The sequence below is a fragment of the Coriobacteriaceae bacterium genome, from assembly GCA_025993015.1.
Lineage (GTDB): Bacteria > Actinomycetota > Coriobacteriia > Coriobacteriales > Coriobacteriaceae > Collinsella.
Map to the genome: position 1 here is coordinate 1,676,483 of DAJPFV010000001.1, position 20,028 is coordinate 1,696,510.

The 20,028-nt window shown below is 61.1% G+C and carries 20 protein-coding genes; 18 read left to right on the forward strand and 2 right to left on the reverse strand.

The genetic code is table 11. From position 1 onward, the window contains the following. The first annotated feature begins 177 nt into the window (after positions 1–177). Positions 178–696, forward strand: a complete 519-nt coding sequence (locus OIL77_07150) for an RNA polymerase sigma factor (protein HJI45175.1) — start codon at positions 178–180, stop codon at positions 694–696. Further along, complete coding sequence (locus OIL77_07155) at positions 647–1,723, forward strand: DUF4179 domain-containing protein (protein ID HJI45176.1); 1,077 nt, start codon at positions 647–649, stop codon at positions 1,721–1,723. The genes OIL77_07150 and OIL77_07155 overlap by 50 nt, the downstream gene beginning before the upstream one ends. Before the next feature lie 666 nt (positions 1,724–2,389). Here OIL77_07155 and OIL77_07160 read toward each other — a convergent pair. Further along, the gene (locus tag OIL77_07160; protein HJI45177.1) at positions 2,390–3,502 is read right to left on the reverse strand and encodes an IS110 family transposase; all 1,113 of its coding nucleotides are present in this window, start codon (positions 3,500–3,502) and stop codon (positions 2,390–2,392) included. 304 nt (positions 3,503–3,806) lie between these two features. On the opposite strand from OIL77_07160, the gene rpsL reads away from it, so the two are divergent. The 4 genes from rpsL (at position 3,807) to rpsJ (ending at position 7,219) form a co-directional block, all read left to right on the forward strand. After that, positions 3,807–4,184, forward strand: a complete 378-nt coding sequence (rpsL, locus tag OIL77_07165) for a 30S ribosomal protein S12 (GenBank protein ID HJI45178.1) — start codon at positions 3,807–3,809, stop codon at positions 4,182–4,184. 73 nt (positions 4,185–4,257) lie between these two features. Beyond that, entirely contained in the window at positions 4,258–4,731 is a 474-nt protein-coding gene (rpsG, locus tag OIL77_07170) for a 30S ribosomal protein S7 (GenBank protein ID HJI45179.1), read from the forward strand. Positions 4,732–4,750: 19 nt separating this feature from the next. Further along, positions 4,751–6,850: an elongation factor G gene (fusA, locus tag OIL77_07175; protein ID HJI45180.1), complete on the forward strand. Its 2,100-nt coding sequence runs from the start codon at positions 4,751–4,753 to the stop codon at positions 6,848–6,850. A gap of 60 nt (positions 6,851–6,910) precedes the next feature. Beyond that, entirely contained in the window at positions 6,911–7,219 is a 309-nt protein-coding gene (gene rpsJ, locus OIL77_07180; protein HJI45181.1) for a 30S ribosomal protein S10, read from the forward strand. Positions 7,220–7,335: 116 nt separating this feature from the next. On the opposite strand, the gene OIL77_07185 is transcribed toward rpsJ, so the two are convergent. Then, positions 7,336–8,112, reverse strand: coding sequence for a biotin--[acetyl-CoA-carboxylase] ligase (locus OIL77_07185; GenBank protein ID HJI45182.1), 777 nt, complete (start codon positions 8,110–8,112; stop codon positions 7,336–7,338). 176 nt (positions 8,113–8,288) lie between these two features. Between OIL77_07185 and OIL77_07190 the strand changes: the two genes are divergently transcribed. From OIL77_07190 to OIL77_07245, 12 genes are all read left to right on the forward strand, one after another. Further along, positions 8,289–9,248, forward strand: a complete 960-nt coding sequence (locus OIL77_07190) for a ketoacyl-ACP synthase III (protein HJI45183.1) — start codon at positions 8,289–8,291, stop codon at positions 9,246–9,248. Between the two features lie 51 nt (positions 9,249–9,299). After that, positions 9,300–9,536, forward strand: a complete 237-nt coding sequence (locus tag OIL77_07195; GenBank protein HJI45184.1) for an acyl carrier protein — start codon at positions 9,300–9,302, stop codon at positions 9,534–9,536. A gap of 2 nt (positions 9,537–9,538) precedes the next feature. Beyond that, the gene (fabK, locus tag OIL77_07200; GenBank protein HJI45185.1) at positions 9,539–10,483 is read left to right on the forward strand and encodes an enoyl-[acyl-carrier-protein] reductase FabK; all 945 of its coding nucleotides are present in this window, start codon (positions 9,539–9,541) and stop codon (positions 10,481–10,483) included. Beyond that, positions 10,471–11,397, forward strand: coding sequence for an ACP S-malonyltransferase (locus OIL77_07205; GenBank protein ID HJI45186.1), 927 nt, complete (start codon positions 10,471–10,473; stop codon positions 11,395–11,397). Before fabK ends, OIL77_07205 begins: the two co-directional genes overlap by 13 nt. Before the next feature lie 30 nt (positions 11,398–11,427). Continuing rightward, positions 11,428–12,201, forward strand: a complete 774-nt coding sequence (fabG, locus tag OIL77_07210) for a 3-oxoacyl-[acyl-carrier-protein] reductase (GenBank protein ID HJI45187.1) — start codon at positions 11,428–11,430, stop codon at positions 12,199–12,201. Positions 12,202–12,240: 39 nt separating this feature from the next. Next, positions 12,241–13,488 carry a beta-ketoacyl-ACP synthase II gene (gene fabF, locus OIL77_07215; GenBank protein ID HJI45188.1) on the forward strand — a complete coding sequence of 416 codons (1,248 nt, stop codon included), beginning with the start codon at positions 12,241–12,243 and terminating at the stop codon, positions 13,486–13,488. A gap of 3 nt (positions 13,489–13,491) precedes the next feature. Further along, positions 13,492–13,968, forward strand: a complete 477-nt coding sequence (accB, locus tag OIL77_07220) for an acetyl-CoA carboxylase biotin carboxyl carrier protein (GenBank protein HJI45189.1) — start codon at positions 13,492–13,494, stop codon at positions 13,966–13,968. 9 nt (positions 13,969–13,977) lie between these two features. Then, positions 13,978–14,400, forward strand: coding sequence for a 3-hydroxyacyl-ACP dehydratase FabZ (gene fabZ / locus OIL77_07225; protein HJI45190.1), 423 nt, complete (start codon positions 13,978–13,980; stop codon positions 14,398–14,400). A gap of 10 nt (positions 14,401–14,410) precedes the next feature. Beyond that, on the forward strand, positions 14,411–15,754 hold the full coding sequence (locus OIL77_07230) for an acetyl-CoA carboxylase biotin carboxylase subunit (GenBank protein HJI45191.1): 1,344 nt from the start codon (positions 14,411–14,413) through the stop codon (positions 15,752–15,754). Continuing rightward, entirely contained in the window at positions 15,747–17,465 is a 1,719-nt protein-coding gene (gene accD, locus OIL77_07235) for an acetyl-CoA carboxylase, carboxyltransferase subunit beta (GenBank protein HJI45192.1), read from the forward strand. Before OIL77_07230 ends, accD begins: the two co-directional genes overlap by 8 nt. Positions 17,466–17,505: 40 nt before the next feature. Continuing rightward, the gene (locus OIL77_07240) at positions 17,506–18,720 is read left to right on the forward strand and encodes a hypothetical protein (GenBank protein HJI45193.1); all 1,215 of its coding nucleotides are present in this window, start codon (positions 17,506–17,508) and stop codon (positions 18,718–18,720) included. A gap of 150 nt (positions 18,721–18,870) precedes the next feature. After that, positions 18,871–20,025 carry a cation diffusion facilitator family transporter gene (locus OIL77_07245; protein ID HJI45194.1) on the forward strand — a complete coding sequence of 385 codons (1,155 nt, stop codon included), beginning with the start codon at positions 18,871–18,873 and terminating at the stop codon, positions 20,023–20,025. Positions 20,026–20,028 lie beyond the last annotated feature (3 nt).

Genomic DNA, 20,028 nt, shown 5'->3' on the forward strand with positions numbered 1-20,028 from the left:
ACGTTGCCCCGACGAGTACGTCGGATTCCCGGGACGGGAGGGGATTCCTTTATGCCAAAAAGGGACAGGTTTATTTTGGTCGGTTTTTCATGCTTGAATTTGAAACATTTCGCCCGACAAGAGCGTATCTAAGGTGAGGGCCTCACCAAGAATTATTAACGTCACCGGGAGGTGATTATGGAAGAACAAGCATTTAGACAGGCGGTTGAAGATCACAGAGATGTCGTGTTTCGAATCGCATTGACGTATCTGCGCGATCGTGCCGATGCCGACGATGTCGCTCAAGACGTCTTTCTGAAGTTACTCAAAAGCGATGCGCAATTTGAAAGCTGGGAACATCTTCGTCGATGGCTTATCCGGGTCACGATCAATGAATGCAAATCTCTCTTTCGAAAGCCATGGAGGCGTGTGGAGGATATTGAGAACCTGGCCGATTCGCTTTCGACGGCGCAGGAGGAGACCAAGGCGGTCCTGTCAGACGTTATGCGACTTCCGGAACGATTCCGTGTTCCCATCATGCTCTATTACTATCTGGGCTTTTCGACCTCAGAGATTGCCGAGTTATTGCATGTGCCAGCCGCGACTGTTCGAACGCGTTTGGCTCGCGGCAGATCGAAGCTCAAGTTCATCCTAGAGGAGGGCGACCGTGAAATCCAATCAAATCAAGCAGGCCTTCGAGTCCGTCCAAGCCGATAGCGATCTTGCTGACCGTGTTCTTTATGCCGCTGCTGGTGAGCCGCTTCGCCGAAAGGGTCACGCGAAGCCTCTGTATGTTGCCGTGATCGGATGCCTTGCCGGAGTGCTGGCGACCGGAGGGGTCGCCTACGCCGTCGTCAATTCCAGCTATTTTGCCTCTGCCTGGGGAAACCACGGCAACGGGGATTCCATTACCTGGACCAACGGCGGCTCATCGGGAACTAAATATACCTACACCAGAGAGTTTGGCGATGGCATCGCGCCCCAAAGCCTGGAAGGCGCAGTCCAGGAGGTTAATCTGTCCGTCGAGGGCAACGGCTATACGCTTGATATCCATGAGATGGCAATCGACCAAAACGGCTGCGGAGCCGTGACGTTTACGTTGTCCAATCCAAATGGAGTTAACTACTACAAGCCAGCAGCAGAGATTGGCGAACTTGTTCTCTATGGTGAAGAAGAGCAGGGCATCGGCACGCCCGATATGAAGTTCGGAGAGGAATGGCCTGACACACGCAGCACAATTGATAAGGACACATCAAGCGATACTGTCATTAATGGCACGATGTACTTTGCCGCTATGGATCGCGAGCGAGATTTGCAACATGCTGTCACCTGGAATATCCACTGGACCGAGGGTGAAGGTGAGAGTGCGAGGCGGTTTGAGGCGTCGACACCCGAGTTCAATATTGGAGCGTACGTCGATACAAAGGAACTCCGCTCCGGTGACTCGCCTCTTGAGATTAGCCCGTTTTCCATCCAGACGCACATCGATGATTTGGGCTATGAAGCAGTTGATAATAAGCTGACCGTCAGCTACAAGGATGGATCGGAGCAGATTATCGAAGATGACGACGCAGGGGTGTTCAACTTATATTTTTCTTATGGGCGCAATAGCGGAGAGAACATCTGGGTGCCAACGAAGTTGATTGATGTCGATCAAGTTGTCTCGGTAACCCTTGAAATTGTGAGGTATACATCAACAGGGGAGACCGAAACGAAAGAGCCCTTTACCATCGTCTATTCGTAAGATTTGGGGCCGCTTCCTACTAGGGGAAGCGGCCTATTTTGCGTTAAATGGAAACGCCGCCGATTTCCATGCGACAGATGAGAGCAGATTACCGCTGGAGTGCGACATTTCCCCAGATAAAACCGACCAAAATTAACCTGTCCCTTTTTGGCAGGGAACGTTGCCCCGACGAGCACGTCGGATCCCCGGCCCGGGCGGCCCAGGTTTTAAGTTTGTCGCGAGTTCCGCACGCAAAGGAAAGCACTTAATGTGCTTTCCGTCTTGCGCAGGACTGTAGAGCAGCAAACTTAAAACCTGGGCCGCCCGGTCCGGGAATCCTCCCAAGCGCACAGGAGGGGATTCCTTTTAATATGAGCAGGACATTGTCAAGAGGCAAAATCGGGCCTGGCCCCAACGATATGGGGTCAGGCCCTCTCCCTATATCAACCCGTCCGCGGCGACCTCGGCGTGTCTTCCCGACGCTCGTCTTTGCAGTTTAATATCCGCCCGTGGCGATCTCTCGCTGGGCAATCCGTTGCTACGGCTGAGGCTTCTTCGTCGAACCGACAGTCTGTGCACGCGTGTGGCGCCCTGGGCGCTCGCAGAAAAGGGACCTGAGGTTCGCCTCAACGGCTTCGGATCGAACCGCTTCCGGGGTGACTGGCTTATGTGCGGGGGACCGCCCCCCTACGCCTCCTCGGCCATGAGGCCGACCGCCCACACCCAGCAGGCGAGCTCGCGCGCCGTGGCCACGTTCGCCTTGTTGCCGTGGACCCCGCGCGCGAGCAGCGCCTCCCGCCTCTCGGCCAGCCTCCGCACGCCCTTGGCGGCATGCCTGCGGGCGACCCGGTCCGGGGCCTGGCCCTTGGCGAGGTCCTTCGGCCGCCCCGAGCACGTCAGGTAGTGCCACGCGGCCTCGACCAGCGCCTTCCTCAGGTGCTTGTTGCCCGCCTTGGTGATCGCGCCCCTGCGGTCGCTCTCCCCGCTGGAGTGCTCGGAGGGCGTCAGGCCGACCCATGCGGCGAACGACCGGGCGTTCCTGAACCTCGAGAACTCGCCGGCCTCGAACACGAGGTCGGCGGCCGTCGCGGTGTCGACGCCCTTGAGGCAGCGCAGGGAGTCGACCCTCCTCCTCCACCTGGGCTTGCGGGCCTCGGCCTCGACGAGCCCCTCGAGCCTCGCCTTCTCCTCCGCCGCCCGCCTGACCGCGTCGACGTAGTAGGCGAGCACGTCGTTGTCGGCCCCCTCCGCGAACCTTATCGACTCGATCCAGGACCAGTGCGCCCGGGTCCAGTTGCCCTTCCTGCGGCCGGTGGGCGTCCTCTCGTCGAAGGCGAGCCCGTGCCTGAGCAGGAACTTGGAGAGCCGCTGCTTCGAGCGCGAGAGGTCGTCCCTCGCGTCCTCGAGCGCCCTGGTCAGGTCGCGGGCGGCCTCGCACTCGTCGTCGGGGACCCACACCTCGACGACGTTGCCGACCGACAGCATGCGGGCGAGGAACTCGGCGTCGTTGCGGTCGTTCTTCCTGCGCCTGTCCGCGCTGGGCTTGATCATCTTCGAGACGGCGCCGACCACGCAGTCGACCCCGAGGCCGGAGAGCCTCTTCTGCAGGTCGAACCCCGTGACCCCGGACTCGTACACGCACCTGGCCTTTGGGTCCGCGGACCGCACCCACTCCGCGACTGCCCCGGCGTCGTAGCCGAAGGTCGCGCAGCGCACCTCCCCGGTCATGACGTCGAGGGAGACGGCCTTTATCGAACGGGCGTGGACGTCGAGGCCGACGAAGGTGGTAGTATCGAGCATGGGAGCCCCTTCCATGAATGCGGCGTGGCCGCCGCGGCTGAATTAGACACTCACCATTGTCGGCCTAATCCGCGGTCTTTCATGCAGCAGGGGCTCTCAATGTTTTTATGTCCTGCTCATATCGTCTGTGTAGGCTTTGCGGAAATGTGCCAATTTTAGGATACGCCCGGCGGCGTGGTCTGTTGACGGCACAGCTAACGCCACGTATCCTATCGAACTGCGTGTTTCGTAGGGGGATGCTGACCCCTCGATTCAAGCCGTTGCACTTTACAGAAAGCTGGAATCATTCGAGAAGGAGTACGCTTTGCCTACTATTAACCAGCTGGTTCGCCAGGGCCGCCGTTCCGTGCCCAAGAAGTCCAAGAACGCTGCTCTGCAGCACAACTCCCAGAAGCGCGGCGTGTGCACCCGCGTCTTCACCACGAGCCCCAAGAAGCCGAACTCGGCTCTTCGTAAGGTTGCCCGTGTTCGCCTCGTCAACGGCATCGAAGTTACCGCCTACATCCCGGGTGAGGGCCACAACCTGCAGGAGCACTCCATCGTGCTCGTCCGCGGCGGTCGTGTCCGTGACCTCCCTGGTGTCCGTTATCACGTCATCCGTGGCGCCTACGACGCTGCTCCGGTCCAGAACCGTATGCAGGCCCGTTCCAAGTACGGTGCTAAGCGCCCCAAGGCTAAATAAGCCAGATAACGTTTTGATACTTTCGCCGTGTGCCGCCTAAGCGCCGCACGGTAGACACTTAAGGAGATTTCACATGCCGCGTCGTGCAGCAGCTAATCGTCGTGAGGTTCAGCCTGACGCCGTTTACAACAACCGCCTGGTGACTCAGCTCATCAACAAGGTCCTTCTTGACGGCAAGAAGGCCACCGCTGAGCGCATCGTTTACACCGCTTTCGAGATCGTTGCCGAGAAGTCCGAGGGTGGCGACGCTCTCGCTACCTTCAAGAAGGCTATGGACAACGTCAAGCCCACGCTCGAGGTTAAGCCCAAGCGTGTCGGTGGCGCTACCTATCAGGTCCCGATGGAGGTCAACTCCCGTCGTTCCACCGCTCTGGGTATCCGCTGGATCGTCAACTTCTCTCGCGCTCGCAAGGAGAAGACCATGGCCGAGCGTCTCGCCAACGAGATCCTCGACGCCTCCAACGGCCTGGGCGCTTCCGTCAAGAAGCGTGAGGACGTCTTCAAGATGGCCGAGGCCAACCGCGCGTTCTCTCACTATCGTTGGTAAGTTAAGGTAAGGAACTAACATGGCTAAGCCTAAGTACAAGCTTTCCGATACCCGTAACATCGGCATCATGGCTCACATCGATGCCGGTAAGACCACCACGACCGAGCGTATTCTTTACTACACCGGTAAGACCCACAAGATCGGTGAGGTCCATGAGGGCGCTGCCACCATGGACTGGATGGTTCAGGAGCAGGAGCGCGGCGTAACCATTACCTCCGCTGCTACCACCTGCTTCTGGAACAAGGACGGTAAGGACTACCGCATCCAGATCATCGACACCCCGGGCCACGTTGACTTCACCGCCGAGGTCGAGCGCTGCCTGCGCGTCCTCGATGGCGCTGTCGCCGTCTTCGACGCCGTTGCCGGCGTTCAGCCCCAGTCTGAGACCGTTTGGCGTCAGGCTTCTACCTTCAACGTCCCCCGCATCGCCTTCATCAACAAGTATGACCGCGTGGGCGCTGACTTCTTCAACGCTATCGAGACCATGAAGGATCGTCTCGACGCTAACGCCGTGGCCGCTCAGGTCCCGATGGGCGCCGAGGACAACTTCTGGGGCGTCATCGACCTGGTCACCATGACTGCATGGGACTTCAAGGCCGACGAGAAGGGCATGACCTACCCCGAGGCGATGGACGAGATCCCGGCTGAGTTTGCCGACATCGCTGCCACCAAGCGCGAGGAGCTCCTCGACGCTGCTGCCAGCTTTGACGACGAGCTCATGGAGAAGATTCTCATGGAGGAGGACTTCACCGTCGAGGAGCTCAAGGCTGCTCTGCGCAAGGGCGTTCTGGCCAACGAGCTCAACCTCGTCTTCGTGGGTTCCGCCTACAAGAACAAGGGCGTTCAGGAGCTGCTCGACGCTGTCGTCGACTACCTGCCCAGTCCGCTCGACGTCGAGGCCGTCACCGGTACCGATCCGGACACCGGCGAGGAGATTCAGCGTCATCCTTCCTTCGACGAGCCCTTCTCCGGCCTGGTCTTCAAGATCATGACCGACCCGTTCGTCGGTAAGCTCACCTATGTCCGCGTTTACTCCGGCCGCGCCGAGTCCGGCTCCTACGTGGTCAACGCTTCCAACGGTCAGCGCGAGCGCCTCGGCCGCATCCTCGAGATGAACGCCGCCGAGCGTATCGACCGTGACGACGCTGCCGCTGGCGACATCGTCGCTTGCGTCGGCTTCAAGAACTCCACCACCGGTGACACCCTGTGCGCCGAGGGCAAGGAGATCGTCCTCGAGAAGATCGAGTTCGCTAAGCCCGTTATCGACGTTGCCATCGAGCCCAAGACCAAGGCCGAGCAGGACAAGATGTCCCTGGCTCTGACCAAGCTCGCCGAGGAGGACCCGACCTTCCAGGTGTCCACCAACCACGAGACCGGCCAGACCATCATCGCCGGCATGGGCGAGCTGCACCTCGAGATCATCGTCGACCGTCTGCTCCGCGAGTTCAAGGTTGACGCTAACGTTGGTAAGCCCCAGGTTGCCTACCGCGAGACCGCTGGTCACGACGTCGAGAAGGCTGAGGGCAAGTTCGTCCGTCAGTCCGGCGGTCGCGGTCAGTACGGCCACGCCGTCATCAAGCTCGAGAAGATGGAGGAGGGCTTCGGCTACGAGTTCGTCAACGCTATCGTCGGCGGCGTCGTGCCCAAGGAGTACATCCCGTCCATCGACAAGGGCATCCAGGAGGCCCTGAACACCGGTGTTATCGCCGGCTTCCCGGTCCTCGACGTTAAGGTCACCCTGTTCGACGGTTCTTACCACGAGGTCGACTCCTCCGAGGCCGCCTTCAAGATCGCCGGTTCCATGGCTATCAAGGACGCCCTCAAGAAGTCCGATCCGCAGCTGCTCGAGCCGATCATGGCTGTCGAGGTCGAGACCCCTGAGCAGTACATGGGCGACGTTATGGGCAACCTCTCCGGTCGCCGCGGCAAGATCGAGGGCATGGAGGATCGCAAGAACAGCAAGCTCATCCGTGCCAAGGTGCCGCTGGGCGAGATGTTCGGTTACGCTACCGACCTTCGCTCCCAGACCCAGGGCCGTGCATCCTACACGATGCAGTTCGACTCTTATGAGCCCGCGCCCAAGTCCATCGTGGACGAGGTCATGAGCAAGAACGCCTAAGTTCGAGCTCCCTGTTACGTAATCCGCGAGAACATCTCTCGCACTCTTTGGAGGTTTAAGTTGGCTACCCAGAAGATCCGCATTCGCCTCAAGGGCTATGATCACGAGGTCGTCGATCAGTCCGCGAAGCTCATCGTCGAGACCGCTCAGAAGACCGGCGCTCGCGTTTCCGGTCCTGTCCCCCTGCCCACCGAGCGCAACCTGTACACGGTTATCCGCTCGCCGCACGTGAACAAGGACTCCCGTGAGCAGTTCGAGATGCGCACCCACAAGCGCCTCATCGACATCCTCGACCCCACCTCGGGCACCGTTGATTCGCTCATGCGTCTCGACCTCCCCGCTGGCGTCGACATTGACATCAAGCTCTAAGCGATATCGCTCATAGCTTATAGAGCCCCGCTGCCATCTTGGTAGCGGGGCTCTTTTGTTTTGAGTTTAGATTTTGGGATAGCGAATTCGTCTGCCGAGCTGATGGCTGCGGCGCCCTATTCGCTCAGGGGGCGCAAGGACGCTTCTTCGAAGTGGAAGACGCACAAGCCGCTCTCGGTCTCAATGCTTGCGCGGCCGCAATCGTCGACCGTTCTAAATATACCGCGTGCCAGCTCGTCTCCAGCGGGGGAGCGGGCGATAACGTGCTCCCCAATCCAATTGAGGTGTGCGACATATTCGTCGTGGACGGGCGCGAGCGGTCCGGCGTTTTCTTCCATGGCGTTGAGGCGCTCTGCCCAGGTATCTACAGCGTCTATAACTGCGTGATAGACCTCATCGAGGAGCATGTCGACGGCGGGAACGCTCTCGTTGAGGTCCGAGAGGCCAATTGCCGCCAGGCCGCCATCGGGCACCTCTTGGGGCGTGTAGTTTACGTTGACACCAATGCCGCAGACGGCGAAAGGTTTGCCTTCGTTATCGCGTGCGGCCTCGACCAGAATGCCGCCGAGCTTGCGTCCTCGCGCGACCAGGTCGTTGGGCCACTTGAGGGCTATTTCGCTTGCAAGGCCTTGCTTTTCGAGTGCTTCGAGCACCGCTAGGCCGCTGACGGCGGCAAGACCAGAGTACTTTGCGGGATTAACGCATGGACGCAGGACAATCGAAAGCAATAGGTTGCCGGCGGTCGAATCCCACTTGTGGCCGCGCCGGCCGCGTCCTGCCGTTTGCGCGCGGGCGGCAAGTCCTGTGCCGTGCGGCGCACCCTGTTTTCCTGCCTCGAGCAGGTCATCGTTGGTCGATCCGGTTACATCGACAATCGTTAATTGGGCATCCATAGCGGCTGCTACCTCCTTATTGAATAAGTGAATGACGCAATGGTGTCGAGAGATAGACACAATGTGAAGCCTTTGTCGCATTTGGACAATTTAATGTTAACACGTCAACAAAGACTGAAATGCGTTATCCTCTCTTGGTCGATGTAAACACGTCAACAACTCAAAGGAGGTTAGTGATGGGTTTCACGATTCTTGGAACAGGTTCGGCACTTCCTGAGCGCAGTGTTTCCAATGACGAGCTGTCTGAGTTCCTCGATACCTCGGATGAGTGGATTTTTACTCGCACAGGTATCAAGAGCCGCCACGTCTGCACCACCGAGTCACTTGACGACCTTGCCGTAGCAGCGAGCGAGCGGGCACTCCAGGTGTCCGGAATCGACGCGAGCCAGCTGGATCTGATCGTCTGCTCGACGACGACGGGTGACCACCTTGTTCCCGCCGAGGCGTGTGCCGTTGCTGAGCGACTAGGCGCGACGTGCCCTGCCTTCGATGTCTCGGCGGCTTGTGCCGGCTTCGTATTTGCGCTCGATGTCGCCGAGGGCTATATCGCCCGCAGCCGTGCCGAGCGCGTGCTTGTTGTTGCTGCCGAGCAGATGACGCGCGCGCTCGAGTGGACCGACCGTGCCACCTGCGTGCTATTTGGCGATGGGGCAGGCGCCGCAGTGATTGAAGCTGGGGGAGACAACCCCCTTGCCGTTGAGCTTTCGACGGCGCCCGACGTCGAGACGTTGCGCGTTCCCGGTCTGGTCGGTACCTCGCCGTTTAAGGCTTCCGCAGATAGCGCGAGCGTGCTGTCCATGAATGGCCGCCGCGTGTTCAAGTTCGGCGTCAACGCCATCTGTGACACGGTCCATAAGCTTGCGATCGATGCGAGCATTTTGGTCGAAGACATCGATCATTTTGTATTCCATCAGGCTAACGAACGAATCCTGAGCCAGGCGGTCAAGCGTCTGGGCGTGCCGGACGAGCGTGTGGTTCGCACGTTGCGCGAGACCGGCAACATTTCGAGCGCATGCATTCCGCTTGCCCTCGACCGGCTGGCAAACGCCGGTGCACTTCACACGGGCGACACGATCGCCTTGGTTGGATTTGGCGCCGGTCTGGATATAGGTGGCTATCTGCTTCGTTGGAAGTAGTCGCACATAGGAAATAAAAACGCCCTAGGGCACAACCAAAGGAGAACTACCATGGCAGATCAGAAGACCTTCGAGCGCGTTTGCGACGTTATCCGCGAGACCGCTGGTCTTGACGACGTTGAGATGAAGCCCGAGTCCACGCTCGAGGAGATTGGTCTCGACAGCCTGGGCACCGTCGAGATCCTCGTTGCCGTCGAGGACGAGTTTGGCATCCAGCTCGATACCGAGGAGAACCCCAAGACGGTCGGCGAGTTCGCCGATACGGTCGAGGCGGCATTGGAGAAGTAGAGATGCTCAAGACTCCTCTCTGCGATCTGCTCGGCATCGAAAAGCCCGTGTTCCAGGGCGGTATGGCCTGGATTGCCGATGCCTCGCTGGCGTCCGCAGTGTCCGAGGCGGGTGGCTTAGGCATCATTGCGGCCATGAACGCCGATGCCAACTGGCTGCGCGACCAGATTCACGAGCTGCGCGCCAGGACGGATAAGCCCTTTGGCGTCAACGTCATGCTCATGAGCCCGTTCGCCGACGAGGTTGCACAGGTCGTGATTGACGAGCGAGTGCCGGTCGTCGTGACGGGCGCCGGCAATCCCGCCAAGTACATGAAGGCGTGGAACGAGGCGGGCATCAAGGTCATCCCGGTCGTTGCCTCGGTGGCGCTGGCGCGCCTCGTGGCACGTCGTGGAGCCACGGCGGTTGTTGCCGAGGGTACCGAATCGGGCGGCCATATTGGCGAGACCTCGACGATGGCACTGGTGCCGCAGGTCGTCGATGCGGTTGACATTCCCGTCGTGGCCGCCGGCGGTATTGCCGACGGCCGCGGCGTGGCGGCCGCCTTTATGCTGGGCGCCGAAGGCGTGCAAGTGGGTACGCGCTTTCTGGTCGCAGACGAGTGCACCGTCTCGGAGCAGTACAAAGAGATGGTCCTGAAGGCCAACGACACTTCAACGCGTGCGACCGGTCGCTCGACGGGACATCCAGTGCGCGCCCTCAAGAGCCCCTTCACCAACGCCTATGCCAAGAGCGAGGGTTCCGGCGCGAGTGCCGAGGAGCTCGGTGCTATGGGAACCGGTGCGCTGCGTAAGGCCGCCAAGGACGGCAACTACGAAGAGGGTTCGTTTTTGTGTGGACAGATTGCCGGCATGGTCAACGAGCGCCAGAGCGCACGCGAAATCGTTGACGATCTGGTCGATGGCGCCGAGCGCGTCCTGAAGGGTGCGTCCGCATGGGTAGCGTAGCGTTTCTGTTTGCCGGCCAGGGTGCCCAACACCCCGCGATGGGCGTCGACCTGATCGAGACATCGCCGGCGGCCGCCGAGGTGTTCACCATTGCCGACGAGGTGCGCCCGGGGACGAGCGAGCAGTGCCGGAGCGCCTCCAAGGAGGAGCTCTCGCAGACCGAGAACACGCAGCCTTGCGTGTTCGTGCACGACTTGGCTGTCGCCGTCGCCCTGCGCGAGCGCGGCGTGGTGCCTGCCGCCTGTGCGGGATTCTCGCTGGGCGAGGTCGCTGCACTCAGCTTTGCGGGGGCATTCGATACGCGAGCGGGTTTTGAGCTCGTGTGTGAGCGCGCGGCATTGATGGCCACGGCGGCCGAGCGTCACCCTGGCGGCATGCGCGCCGTCATCAAACTTGATGCTGCGCAAGTCGAGAACCTGGCTGCGCAGGCCGGCGAGGACTGCTGGCCGGTCAACTACAACAGTCCCCAGCAGACGGTTGTGGCCGGAGCGCCCGATGCGCTGCAGACCCTCGACGTCCTAGTAAAAGAGGCTGGCGGCCGCGCCGTGAAGGTCGCGGTGTCGGGTGCATTTCATAGCCCCTATATGGCCGAGGCGACCTGTGGCCTTGCCGCATATATTGAGGCCGGTCACGCGCCGTCCCCGTTGCTCATTCCTGTTTTGGCAAATATGACAGCGGCGCCCTATCCGGCGGACCCCCAGACGGCATCGGATGTCTTGGCCAATCAGGTGAGCAATGCCGTGCGCTGGGTCGATACGCTGCATGCTCTGCAGGATCAAGGCATCGACACATTTATTGAGGTCGGCCCCGGCAAAACGCTGTCCGGCCTGGTCAAGCGTACGCTGAGCGACGTTCGTGTGTATTCGTGCGAAACGGCCGAACAGGTCGCAGCTATTGCCGACGAGCTCGTATAGCCCACAGGGCTGTAACCCGAAAGGAATGACATGGGCAATTTGAACAACGATGCGCTCGAGTTCGACGGATCGCGCCGCGTGGCACTGGTCACGGGCGGCTCGCGCGGCATCGGTCGCGCTTGTGCCGTGGGCCTGGCGGAGGATGGCTACGATATCGCCGTCGTCTATGCCGGCAGCGTCGATGCGGCGCACGAGACGTGCGAGGCCTGCGAGGCGGCTGGCGCCACGGCGCGCGCATATCAATGTGACGTGGCCGACCCCGCTGCCGTCAACGCATGCGTGGAAGCGGTCCTCAACGACTTTGGCTCCATTTGGGCGCTCGTCAACAACGCCGGCATCACGCGCGACGGCCTGCTCATGCGTATGGGTGACGATGCCTTCGACCGCGTGCTCGATGTCAATCTCAAGGGCACGTTCAATATGACGCGCGCGCTCACCAAGACCTTTATGCGTCAGCGCGGCGGTTGCGTCATCAACATGAGCTCGGTTGTGGGCCTGATGGGCAATGCCGGGCAGGCCAACTACGCCGCCTCCAAGGCGGGCGTCATCGGCCTGACCAAGGCGGTGGCGCGCGAGCTTGCGTCCCGCGGCGTACGAGTGAACGCGGTCGCCCCCGGGTTTGTCGAGACCGATATGACGGCAAAGCTTTCGGAGAAGGTTCGCGCGGCAACCGAGGAGCAGATTCCCCTAAAGCGCATGGCGCGCCCCGAGGAAGTGGCCGGCGTGGTGCGCTTTTTGGCGAGTGATGCGGCTGCCTACATTACGGGCGAGGTCGTGCGCGTCGACGGCGGAATGGCGATGTAGAAACTAGGGCCGAACAACGGCTTGAATGAGGAGACCATGATGGAACAGAGAGTTGCAATCACCGGTATCGGTGCCGTATCGCCGCTCGGTAACACGGCGCTTGCTACCTGGGCGGCCATGTGCGCCGGCACGTGCGGCATCGGCCCGATCACGCACTTCGATACCGATGCGTTTGCCGTTAAGGTGGCGGCCGAGGTCAAGGGTTTTGACGGCAACGAGTACTTTGGCAAGCGTGACGCCAAGCACCTGGACCCCTGCGTTCAGTTTGCCCTGGCAGCGTCGGACGAGGCCATGCACGATGCGGGCTTTGATGTCGAGGGCGCCATCGATCGCGAGCGCCTGGGCGTCTACGTGGGTTCGGGCGTGGGCGGCATGCAGACACTCGTCGACAACGTCCACACGATCGCCGATCGGGGGCCCCGCCGCGCATCGCCCTATATGATCGCGATGATGATCCCCAATATGGCTTCGGGCAATATCGCAATCCGCCACAAGGCAAAGGGCCCGACCCTGCCCGTGGTGACCGCCTGCGCGACCTCGGCCCATGCCGTGGGCGAGGCGTTCCGCGCCATCAAGCACGGCTATGCCGATGCGATTCTCGCCGGCGGTGCCGAGGCCGCAATCATCCCCGATGCCGTTGCGGGCTTTACATCCTGCCGTGCTCTCACCACTAATCCTGACCCGTCGACGGCTTGCCGCCCGTTCGATGCAGACCGCGACGGCTTTGTGATGGGCGAGGGCGCCTGCGTGCTGGTTCTCGAGGGCATGGAGCATGCGCAGGCGCGCGGTGCGCACATTTATGCCGAGGTCGTGGGCTACGGCAACACCGATGATGCCTATCACATCACGAGCCCCGATCCCGAGGCTGCCGGCATTGCCCGCGCGATATCGCTGGCGGTGGCTGAGGGCGACGTTAAGCCTTCCGAGGGCCTCTACATCAACGCTCACGGCACCTCGACCAAGCTCAACGATTCGTCCGAGACGGCGGGCATCAAGCGAGCGCTCGGCGAGGACGCGGCGCGCGCCGCGCACGTCTCGTCGACCAAGTCGATGACCGGCCACATGATCGGTGCCACGGGTGCCATCGAGGTCATGGCCTGTGCCATGGCGCTCGAGCAGGGCGTGGTGCCTCCGACCATTAACTACCACACGCCCGATCCCGCCTGCGATCTTGACTACACGCCCAATCGCGCGGTTCGCGCCGACCTTACCTGGGCGCTTTCGACCAACCTGGGCTTTGGCGGGCACAACGCCGCCATCGCGCTGCGTAGATATACGAGGAGCTAGAGCATGGATTCCAAAAGACTTGCCGAGATAGCCGATGTGATGGAGGACCGCGGCCTCACGCGCGTGCGTGTTGAGGAGCCCGATGGCACCGCGGTCGAGCTCGAGCGCGCGAGCGCCGCACAGCCGGTTGCCGTGCCCATGCCTATGCCGGGTGCCGTGACTGCTCCGGCGGTGGCTCCTGTCGCCATGCCTGCTGTCGCACCGGAGCCCGCCGCGCAGGCGCCTGTCGCCGCACCGGAGCCCAAGGGCACCGAGGTGACCGCTCCCATGGTCGGCGTTTTCTATGCTGCCCCGGCGCCGGGCGACGAGCCGTTTGTGCACGTAGGCTCCAAGGTCAAGGCCGGTGAGACCCTCTGCATCATCGAGGCCATGAAGGTTCTCAACGAGGTGACGGCCGAGGCAGACGGCGAGGTGCTCGAGATCTGCGTGGCCGACGGCGACCTCGTGGAGTTTGGCAGCTGCCTCATGAGGATCGGATAGGTGATATCCATGAACAAAGAAGAGCTCAAGAAGCTGTTGCCGCATCGTGAGCCGATGCTTTTGCTCGACGAAGCCGAGCTAGTGGGCGACGAGGCCCACGGCAAGATCACGATTACGGGCGACGAGTACTTTTTGCAGGGGCATTTTCCGGGAAACCCGGTCGTCCCCGGCGTGATCCAGTGCGAGATGCTCGCCCAGAACTGCTGCGTGCTGCTGATGGGCGATGAGGAGGCGCGCGGCGCGACGCCGTTCTACACGAGTCTGGACAAGGTGCGCTTTAAGCGTCCGGTGCGCCCGGGCGACACGGTTGATCTGGTGTGCTCCATCACGCGTGCGCGCGGGCCGTTCCGCTTTGCGACGGGTACTGCGAGCGTCAACGGTGAGGTTTGCTGCCGCGCCGATATGTCTTTTGCACTCATGCACGAAAGTTAAGGAAGGCTTCATGTTCGACAAAGTGCTCATCGCCAACCGCGGCGAGGTCGCGGTCCGTGTTATCCGCGCGTGCCGCGATATGGGCATCAAGACCGTCGCCGTCTACTCCACGGCCGATGCGGACGCGCTGCACGTGCAGCTTGCCGACGAGGCGTATTGCATCGGCGGCCCGCGTCTTGCCGAGAGCTACCTCAACGACGATGCTGTGCTCACCTGTGCCGTGAAGTCGGGGGCTAAGGCAATTCACCCCGGCTACGGTTTCTTTTCTGAGAAGGCGAGCTTCGTGCGCGACTGCGACAAGTATGGCCTGGCGTTTGTCGGTCCTTCGGCCGAGGTGATCGACAGCATGGGCGACAAGGATGCCGCACGTCGAACGGCTGCCGCGGCGGGCGTGCCCATCGTGCCGGGCTGCGATTTGCTCAAAAGTCCCGAGGAGGCAACGGCCGAGGCCGAGCGCATTGGCTGCCCCGTGCTTATTAAGGCGCGGGCGGGCGGCGGCGGTCGCGGCATTCGCAAGGTCGAGCGCGTGGAAGACGCGGCAAAGGCCTTTATTGAAGCACGTGCCGAGGGTGAGGCCGTTTTTGGCGACGGCGAGTGCTACATGGAGAAGTTCGTCGCGCCGGCGCACCACGTCGAAGTGCAGATTATGGCCGATAAGCAGGGCCATGTGTTTTCGCTCGGCGAGCGCGAGTGCTCGGTGCAGCGTCGCAACCAAAAGCTGATCGAGGAGAGCCCCGCGCCGTGCCTCGACGGACACGACGACATTCGTGCTCGCATGCACAAGGCAGCGCGTGACCTGGCTCGTGCCGTCGGCTACGAAGGAGCCGGTACCATCGAGTTCCTGTATTCGGACGACGGCAATTTCTACTTTATGGAAATGAACACGCGCTTGCAGGTGGAGCATCCGGTTACGGAGTTTGTGACCGATACCGACTTGGTCAAGTGGCAGCTGCGCGTGGCAGCCGGCCAGCCTTTGCCCTTTGAGCAGGAGGACATGCCGGTCCGCAACCACGCCATGGAGTGCCGCATCAATGCCGAGACGCCGGACTTTCTGCCGTCATGCGGAACGGTCACCGCGTTGCGTGTGCCGGGCGGTCCGCGCGTGCGCTGGGATTCCGCCATGTTTACCGGCGCGAACGTTCCGCCGTACTACGACTCCATGCTCGGCAAGCTCATCGTGTGTGCGCCCACGCGTGACGGCGCCATTCGCAAGATGCGCTCGGCCCTGGGCGAGCTCGTGATTGAGGGCGTGAGCGAAAACAGCGAGCTTCAGCTCGACGTGCTGGCAAACGACGAGTTCTTGTCGGGCATGTATCACACCGATCTGATGGGGCATCTCTATGCTGATGAATAGAAAAGCGAAGACGGTCAACGTCCTCGAGGGACCGATGACCGAGTCGTGCGCCGAGTTTCCCGCGCGCCACGTGTTTATCAAGTGCCCGGAGTGCCGCCGCGTGATCGATGAGGCACGCCTACACGACAACCTCGAGGTCTGCCCTCGTTGCGGCAAACACTTTCGCGTGAGCGGTCGCGCGCGCATGCGCATGACGGTCGACGAGGGCACGTTTGAGGAATGGGATGCCAATCTGGCGTCGGAGGACTTCCTCTCGTTTCCCGGCTATGCCGACAAGCTCAAGAGCGTGAGCGAGCGTTCGGGCGAGCGCGATGCCGTTGTGTGCGGCAGGGGCAAGGTCTGCGGCTGCGATACCGCGCTCTTCTTTATGGACGCCAACTTTATGATGGGCTCGATGGGCTCCGTGGTGGGCGAGAAGATCTGTCGCACATTTGAGCGTGCGACCGAGCTGGGATTGCCGGTTGTCGGCTTTACCGTTTCGGGCGGTGCGCGCATGCAGGAGGGCGTGACCTCGCTTATGCAGATGGCCAAGATTTCTGCGGCGGTTAGGCGCCACAGTGAGGCGGGCGGCCTGTATGTCACGGTGCTCACCGACCCCACGACCGGAGGCGTAACCGCGAGCTTTGCTATGGAGGGCGACATTATCCTGGCCGAGCCCGATGCCCTGACGGCATTTGCAGGCCCGCGCGTGATCGAGCAGAACATGCACAAGCGCCTGCCCAAGGGATTCCAGCGCTCCGAGTTTTTGCTGGAGCACGGCTTTTGCGATGCCGTTGTACCGCGTGGCGAGGTTGCGCTCACGGTAGGCGAGCTGCTGGCGCTGCACGAAGGGCACGCGCCCGGCCTGGGGGCACCGCACGAGATTGTGCATACGGGCCGCCGCGGCAAAAAGCTGGGACATTTGTTCAAGCGCTCGGCCGCACCAAAAACCGCGCTCGAGATTGTCAAGCAGACCCGCTCGGCAGATCGCGCCACGGCAGGCGAGATGATCTCGCTGGGCCTGGATGGATTTGTGGAGCTACACGGCGACCGCTACTTTGGCGACGACGCCGCTGTGGTGGCTGGCATTGGCTGGAAAGACGGGCGCCCCGTAACGGTCATCGCCATCGAGCGCGGCACCACGACTAAAGAGCGCATGCGTCGCAACTTTGGCATGGCACATCCCGAGGGCTACCGCAAAGCGCGTCGCCTTATGCGCCAGGCCGAAAAGTTTGGTCGACCGGTTCTGTGCCTGGTCGATACTTCGGGCGCGTTTTGCGGCATCGGTGCCGAGGAGCGCGGCCAGGGCGAGGCGATTGCCCAGAACCTCATGGAGATGAGCGGCCTCAAGACGCCGATTGTCTCGGTGGTGACAGGCGAGGGCGGCTCTGGTGGCGCGCTGGCGCTATCCGTGTCCGACCGCATCCTGATGCTCTCGAGCTCGGCCTATTCAGTCGTGAGCCCCGAGGCCTGTGCGTCGATCCTGTGGAAGGATACCGAGCGCGCGAATGAGGCCGCCGAGGCGCTTAAGCTCACGGCCCCCGATCTGTTGGCGCTCGGCATCATCGACGGCATTGTTGACGATAGGGGCCTGTCGCATGAGGAGATCGCCGGCGCCGTCATGTCCTCGGCATTCGATGCCTTCGATACGCTTGGGCGGCTCGACGACGCGACCCTCACAAACCTCCGCTACGAAAAGTACCGTGCAATCGGTCAGTACCGCACGATGTGATAAAGGGACAGCCCACATGTCACATTGGGAAAGGCGTTCCATGCCACAAGTTTCTAACACCTCGTTTACAACGACGGTTTCATCAAACGCCATGGCCGTGGTGGACTATCTGTCCAAAAGCATGATGTCGGCGTTGCCGTTTATTGTCTGCGCGGCGTTGTTCCGCACCGTCGCCGTCATTATGGGCGAAGGCATGCTGGGCCTATGGTCTGCCGATTCCGAAATCTATCGCCTGTTCTACAGTTGGCTCTATAACGCCGGTTACTACTTTTTGCCCATTTATCTTGGTTGGGCGGCCGCCCGCCAGCTCGGTTGCTCGGAGCAGCTGGGCATGATGCTGGGCGGCGTATTGATTGCGCCCGATCTGCTTAAGCTCGTCGATGCCGCATCGACGACGGCGGCATCGATGACTTCCGTGTATGGCCTGCTTCCCGCGCCGGTCAACGATTACACGACGACTGTTATTCCGGTTCTCATCTCGGTGCCCGTGCTATGGCGAGTGGAGTGTTTCTTTCGGCGCGTTATCCCTAAGGCCGTGGCGTTTTCGTTCGTTCCGTTTGCGACCATGCTCGTCATGGTTCCGGTTTCGCTGTGTATTACGGCGCCGGCGGGCAGCTATCTGGGCATGCTGTTGGGCCAGCTTATGTTTATGCTTGGCAATTCCGGTGGCATCGTGTCGCTGCTCACGCTCATGGGGCTTGCTGCGGGCTGGGAGTTCCTAAAGATCGCCGGCGTCAGCAACGTTGTCCTATCGCTCGCCTATGCGCAGTTTATGAGTGTGGGAACGGATTCGTGCATCCTGATTGCCGCGACGATGGCGACGTTCGCCGTTTGGGGCATGCCTTTTGGCGCGTCGCTCCGCGTTGCGGATAAGGACGAGAAGGCGCTCATGCTGGGCTACTCAATCTCGGGCGTTCTTGGCGGCGTAAGCGAGCCGGCGCTGTACGGTTGCGGCTTTAAATATGGCAGGTGCCTGACGTGCATGGCCATTGGCGGCGCCGTCGGAGGCCTTGTTGCAGCCGTGGGCCACGTTACGGCCTATACCATCGGCATGACGAATGTTCTCATGGTCATTGGCTTTGCCACGGGCGGCATCTCGAACCTGCTGTGGTGCTGCGCTGCCGGCGGTGTGGCATTTGCGGTGTCTGCGGCGCTGAGCTACTGCTTTGGCGTGGTGCCGGCGAAGGGGCGGGCGGCAGAAGACGGAGCCGATTTGCCCGAAACCTCGAAGAGCGCGGCCGAAGCAAGCGCATAAATCGATCGACAAAGGGACAGTCCTGCATGTCACATTCCAAGGTCGTGGCCCATGTGGGTTGCGGCCTTTTTGTATCTGGGGGACAAAGTGGCTACACTACAATCCGTTTGAGCAATAGATATATAGATAGCATCGTGGGGGCGGATGTAGATGGTTGAGTGGATTGTTAAGCGTGCGCAGGGCGACCGTGCGCGCGTGGGCACGTTGACGGGCGTGGTGTGTATTCTCGCCAATGTGGCACTATGCGCTGCAAAGGGCGCAATTGGCGTGCTGTCGGGATCGGTTTCGATCGTGGCGGATGCCATGAACAACCTGTCCGATGCCAGCTCGAATATCGTGAGCGTGCTGGGCTTTAAGCTGGCGAGCAAGCCGGCCGACCCCGAGCATCCTTACGGCCACGGTCGCTATGAGTATCTCTCGGGTCTGGTCGTGGCGGCGCTCGTGCTGCTGATTGGCGTTGAGCTGGTGAAGTCCTCGGTCGAGCGCGTCATCCACCCCGAACCTGTCGAGTTCTCGCTTGCCCTGGTGGCAGTTCTAGTGCTTTCGATGGTCGTAAAGCTCTGGATGGCGGCCCTCAACCAAAAGCTCGGCGATCGCATTGAGTCCGAGACGCTGCATGCGACCGCGCAGGATTCCAAGAACGATGTCCTTGCTACGGGCGCCGTGCTGGCGTGCGCAATTGTTTCGCAGGTGACGCATATCAATCTTGATGCATGGGTCGGCCTTGCCGTTGGCGCTTATATTGGCTGGAGCGGCTTTGAACTCATCCAGGATACGGTGAGCCCGCTTTTGGGCCAGTCACCCGATCCTAAGCTGGTCAAGCACATTCGAGACAAGATCATGAGCTATCCCGGCGTTTTGGGCGTTCACGATTTGATGGTTCACGACTACGGCCCGGGCAGGAAGTTTGCAAGTGCGCACGCCGAGATGGCGGCCGAAGCCAGCCCGCTGGAAAGCCACGACACGCTCGATAACATCGAGCAGTCGTTTAGGGACGAAGACGGCATGATCGTCACGCTTCACTACGATCCCATCGTGACCGATGACCCCAAGGTGGCGAGCATGCGCTTGCGCATTCACGCCATGGCTCAGGAGATCGATAACCGCCTCTCGATTCATGACCTACGCTGTGTGCCGGGTCCTACGCACACCAACGTGATCTTTGACTGCGTGCGTCCCTCGGATCTGCAGATGAGTGCCGAAGACTTAAAGCACGCGCTGGCACAACGGGTCGAATCGGAATATCCCAAGTCGATTGCCAAGATTACGATCGACGAAGACTACGTAGGCCATACCCACGAGTAAGGC

Bases quoted from the DNA above. Each gene is read 5' to 3' on its own strand.
- OIL77_07150 (HJI45175.1), top strand. From the start codon at position 178: ATGGAAGAACAAGCATTTAGACAGGCGGTTGAAGATCACAGAGATGTC.
- OIL77_07160 (HJI45177.1), bottom strand. From the start codon at position 3,502: ATGCTCGATACTACCACCTTCGTCGGCCTCGACGTCCACGCCCGTTCG.
- rpsG (HJI45179.1), top strand. From the start codon at position 4,258: ATGCCGCGTCGTGCAGCAGCTAATCGTCGTGAGGTTCAGCCTGACGCC.
- fusA (HJI45180.1), top strand. From the start codon at position 4,751: ATGGCTAAGCCTAAGTACAAGCTTTCCGATACCCGTAACATCGGCATC.
- OIL77_07185 (HJI45182.1), bottom strand. From the start codon at position 8,112: ATGGATGCCCAATTAACGATTGTCGATGTAACCGGATCGACCAACGAT.
- OIL77_07190 (HJI45183.1), top strand. From the start codon at position 8,289: ATGGGTTTCACGATTCTTGGAACAGGTTCGGCACTTCCTGAGCGCAGT.
- OIL77_07195 (HJI45184.1), top strand. From the start codon at position 9,300: ATGGCAGATCAGAAGACCTTCGAGCGCGTTTGCGACGTTATCCGCGAG.
- fabK (HJI45185.1), top strand. From the start codon at position 9,539: ATGCTCAAGACTCCTCTCTGCGATCTGCTCGGCATCGAAAAGCCCGTG.
- OIL77_07205 (HJI45186.1), top strand. From the start codon at position 10,471: ATGGGTAGCGTAGCGTTTCTGTTTGCCGGCCAGGGTGCCCAACACCCC.
- fabG (HJI45187.1), top strand. From the start codon at position 11,428: ATGGGCAATTTGAACAACGATGCGCTCGAGTTCGACGGATCGCGCCGC.
- fabF (HJI45188.1), top strand. From the start codon at position 12,241: ATGGAACAGAGAGTTGCAATCACCGGTATCGGTGCCGTATCGCCGCTC.
- accB (HJI45189.1), top strand. From the start codon at position 13,492: ATGGATTCCAAAAGACTTGCCGAGATAGCCGATGTGATGGAGGACCGC.
- fabZ (HJI45190.1), top strand. From the start codon at position 13,978: ATGAACAAAGAAGAGCTCAAGAAGCTGTTGCCGCATCGTGAGCCGATG.
- OIL77_07230 (HJI45191.1), top strand. From the start codon at position 14,411: ATGTTCGACAAAGTGCTCATCGCCAACCGCGGCGAGGTCGCGGTCCGT.
- accD (HJI45192.1), top strand. From the start codon at position 15,747: ATGAATAGAAAAGCGAAGACGGTCAACGTCCTCGAGGGACCGATGACC.
- OIL77_07240 (HJI45193.1), top strand. From the start codon at position 17,506: ATGCCACAAGTTTCTAACACCTCGTTTACAACGACGGTTTCATCAAAC.
- OIL77_07245 (HJI45194.1), top strand. From the start codon at position 18,871: ATGGTTGAGTGGATTGTTAAGCGTGCGCAGGGCGACCGTGCGCGCGTG.